This is a genomic window from Actinoplanes sp. NPDC051411 (genome assembly GCF_040682075.1).
Classification (GTDB): domain Bacteria; phylum Actinomycetota; class Actinomycetes; order Mycobacteriales; family Micromonosporaceae; genus Actinoplanes.
The window spans coordinates 1-3,883 of record NZ_JBFBAD010000261.1; the positions used below are offsets into that span (position 1 = coordinate 1).

A 3,883-nucleotide genomic window follows, 5' to 3' on the forward strand; every position below is an offset into this window, starting at 1 on the left:
AATGTCGTTGCGCTCAGAACACCCCGGACAGTCCTGCTAAACGGCGTCGGCGGTGACCACGGCGGCCGGCTCGGCGGCGACCACGACGCCCGGCTCGTTTCCGACCGCGACGCCCGGCTCGTCTCCGACCGCGACGCCCGGCTCGTCTCCGACCGCGACGCCCGGCTCGTCTCCGACCGGGACGTCGGGCTCGTTTCCGGCCGCGACGCCGGGCTCGTTTCCGGCCACAGCGGCGACGGCGACCGGCTCAGCGTGGCTCACGGCGACCTGTCCGGCGGCGGCTGCGGCGACCGGCTCGGTCGTGGCCGGCTTGCCGCCGCGCAGCGGGACGTGGCGGATGAACAGTGCGACCACGAACCCGATCACGGCGACCGCCCCGCCCCAGACGAACAGCGACGAGATGCCGCTGGTCACGGCCTGCTGGAACAGGTGCCGGGCCGCCTCGGGCAGCTCCTTCAGAGCCTGCGGCGTCATCGAGGAAGCCGACACCGAGCCGCCGCCGGCCGAGCCCGTACCCGCACTGAGCGTCGAGGTCAGGTGGTGGGCGTAGATCGCGCCGAGGATCGACACGCCGAGCGAGCTGCCCATGTTGCGCAGGAATGTCGACGCTCCGGTGCCCGCGCCCATGTCCTTCGGCTCCAGGCTGTTCTGCGCGATCAGCGTGCTGGTCTGCATGATGCCGCCCATCCCGGCGCCGAGCACCACCATGAAGAGTGCGGTGACGATCTTCGACGTGCCGGTGCCGACGGTGCTGAACAGCAGCATGCCGGCGACGACCAGGATCGAGCCGATGATCGGGAAGATGCGGTAGCGGCCGGTGCGGCTGATGATCTGGCCGACTCCGATGCTGACCACCATCACGGCGATCATCATCGGCATCAGCAGCAGGCCGCTGTTGGTCGCCGATGAGCCCTGGACGAACTGCTGGTATTGCGGCAGGTAGCCGATCGCGCCGAACAGGGCGAAGCCGGAGACGAAGGCGATGCCGCCGGCCAGGGCGAAGTTGCGGTTGGCGAAGATGTGCAGCGGCATGATCGGTTCCGGGCGGTGGCGCTCGACCAGGATGAAGGCGACCAGGCCGGCGACCGTCAGCGCGAGCAGGCCGAGGATCTGCGGAGAGGCCCAGGCGTACTGGGTGCCGCCCCAGCTGGCGATCAGCACGAGCGAGGTGATCCAGACCGTCAGCAGGGCGGTGCCGAGCCAGTCGATGCGGGCGCGGCCGGTGCCGCGGGGCAGCTTGGCCAGGGTGATCCAGGCGACGATCAGGGCGACCGCGCCGAGCGGCAGGTTGACGTAGAAGGCCCACCGCCAGGACAGGTGGTCGGTGATGAAGCCGCCGATCAGCGGTCCGCCGATCAGGGCGACCGGCATGACGGCCATCATGATGCCCTGGTATTTGCTGCGGTCGCGGGGCGGGATCATCGCGCCGATGATCGACAGCACGCCGACGATGAGGCCGCCGGCGCCCAGGCCCTGGGCCGCGCGGAAGGCGATCAGCTGGCCCATGTTCTGGGCCATGCCGCAGAGCACCGAGCCGAGCAGGAACAGGGCGATCGACGCGACGAAGGTGATCCGCCGTCCGAACAGGTCGCCGAGCTTGCCCCAGATCGGGGTGGCGACGGTGGTCGCCAGGATGTAGCCGGTGGTGACCCAGGACAGGTGCTCGAGTCCGCCGAGGTCGCCGACGATCGTCGGCAGCGCGGGCGCGACGATCATGTTGTCGAGCTGGGCGAGCAGCATGGCGATGACCAGGCCGCTCATCGTCACCAGGATCTCCCGGTGACTGAACCCGAGTCCCGCGGACGGGCGGTCCGCGGTCGGCGGCGGGGCGGATTTCTCCATGGCCTGACCTTCTCTCGTCTGATCGTCCCGCCGGGCGGCGGCAGACCTACTCATCGGCTGGGCGCCCGCCCGTTTTAGCTTGTCGACCGGCTAGGTTCCGCGTGAGTAGCCTCACGGGAACCAGGCGTCCATTCCGAGCCGCGGAATCCGTTGTGCCGCAAGGTGATTCACGCCTCCCTCAACTGACGTCGGCGACAGCCGATCTTTCAGGCGTGAGGCACGCATGGTGGTGGCGTTGGTGGCTCGCCGGCGGACTCGCAGCGGTCGCCGGCTACTTTCTGCTGCCCGTCGGCGGAAGTTGGGCGGCCCACACGTACGAGGCGATCGGCCTGACCTCCAGCCTCGCGATTCTGCTGGCGGTCCGGCTCCACCGGCCCGCCCGGCCGGCCATGTGGTACTGCTTCGCGGCCGGCCAGCTGATGTCCGTCTTCGGCGACTTCATATACGACTTCTATGCCGACGTGCTGCACCAATCGCCGTACCCCTCGATCGCCGACGTCTTCTACCTCGCCTCCTACCCGGTGACTTTCGCCGGCCTCGTCCTCCTGGCCCGCCGTCGCACCCTGGCCGACCTCCTCAACGCCGCGATCGTCGCGACCGGCCTCGGCCTGGCGTTCTGGATCTTCGTGCTGCACCCGATCGCCGCCGAATCGACTGCCTCCTCCCTCGAACGCCTCGTCAGCATCACCTATCCCACCGTCGACCTGCTCCTGCTGGCCGCGCTGGCCGGCCAGTTCACCGCGCCCGGCGGCCGCACGCCGAGCACCCGCATGCTCGGTCTCGCCACGGCCCTCGTCCTCGCCGCCGACGTCACGTTCTCGGTCATGACGCTGTACTCGGGCTCCGACGGTCACCCGGCCGACGCCGGCTTCCTCCTCTCGTACGTCTTCTGGGCCGCGGCCGCCCTCCACCCGTCGATGGGTGCGGCCGACTCGCGGCCGTCCCAATCCTTCGGCCGGCTGGCGCGGCTGATCGCCCTGGGCGGGTGCTCACTGCTCGCCCCGGCGCTGCTGTTGCTGCCGCGGGTGAGTGCCAACGCCGAGGACCGTACGGTGGTCACGATCGGCGCGATCGTCCTGTTCCTGCTGGTCATCACCCGCATGGGCGGCGTGATGACCGAGGTCCAGCGGATAGCGTTGCACGACGCGCTGACCGGCCTGGCCAACCGTCGCCGTCTGGAGCAGGCCGCTCCGGCGCGGCTGATCGTGCTCGGGCTGAGCGGCTTCAAGAACATCAACGACGAACTCGGCCGCCCGGTCGGCGACCGCGTCCTGAACGCCCTGGCCGAACGGCTGCGCTCGGTGGCGCCGGGCCTGCTGGTGGCTCGCATCGGCGGCGACGAGTTCGCCGTAGTCCCGGGCCCGTCCGACGACGACGGCGCCCTGGCCGAACGCCTGGGCGAAGCCGTACGCCGTCCCGTCACCGTGGCCGGCCACGAACTCCTGGTCGGCGTCGGCATCGGCCTCTCGTCATGCAAGGCCGGCGAGTCGTCTGTGGCTGGCGACCTGGCTGTGGCTGGCGGGCCCTGTGTGGCTGGCGCGTCCTGCGTGGCTATCGGATCCTCCGAGGTCGCCGGGTCCTGCGTGGCCGGCCGCCCATCGGTGGGCGGCGGGCACGCCGAGGTGTCGCACCGTGCTGGATCGGCATCTCGCGACGAGGCGCCACTCGACGTGGCCGAGGTGCTGCGGCGCGCCGAGGTGGCGATGCATGCGGCCAAGCAGACCGGTGAGTCCTACAAGCGCTGGACCCCGGAACTCGACGAGCGCACCGCCGCCCACGCCCGCCTCGGCGCCGAACTCCGGACCGCACTCGACCAGGGCCAGTTCCGGGTCGTCTACCAGCCGGTGGTCCGCCTGCCCGAGGGCACCGTGCACGCGGTCGAGGCGCTCGTCCGCTGGGAGCACCCGTCGCGCGGCCTGGTGAGTCCGGCCGAGTTCATTCCGGTGGCCGAGCAGAACGGTCTGATCGTCGAGCTCGGCGCCTGGATCCTGCGCACCGCCTGCGAGCAGATGGTCACCTGGCAGGCGACGCTGGGCGACCG

At 70.7% G+C, this 3,883-nt stretch carries 2 protein-coding genes; one reads left to right on the plus strand and one right to left on the minus strand.

What is annotated here, in order from left to right; genetic code table 11:
- Positions 1-36: 36 nt before the first annotated feature.
- Positions 37-1,842: an MDR family MFS transporter gene (locus AB0M88_RS52910; protein WP_364116163.1), complete on the minus strand. Its 1,806-nt coding sequence runs from the start codon at positions 1,840-1,842 to the stop codon at positions 37-39.
- A gap of 212 nt (positions 1,843-2,054) precedes the next feature.
- Here AB0M88_RS52910 and AB0M88_RS52915 point away from each other — a divergent pair.
- On the plus strand, positions 2,055-3,883 hold a 1,829-nt coding region (locus tag AB0M88_RS52915; RefSeq protein ID WP_364116166.1), incomplete at its 3' end, for an EAL domain-containing protein.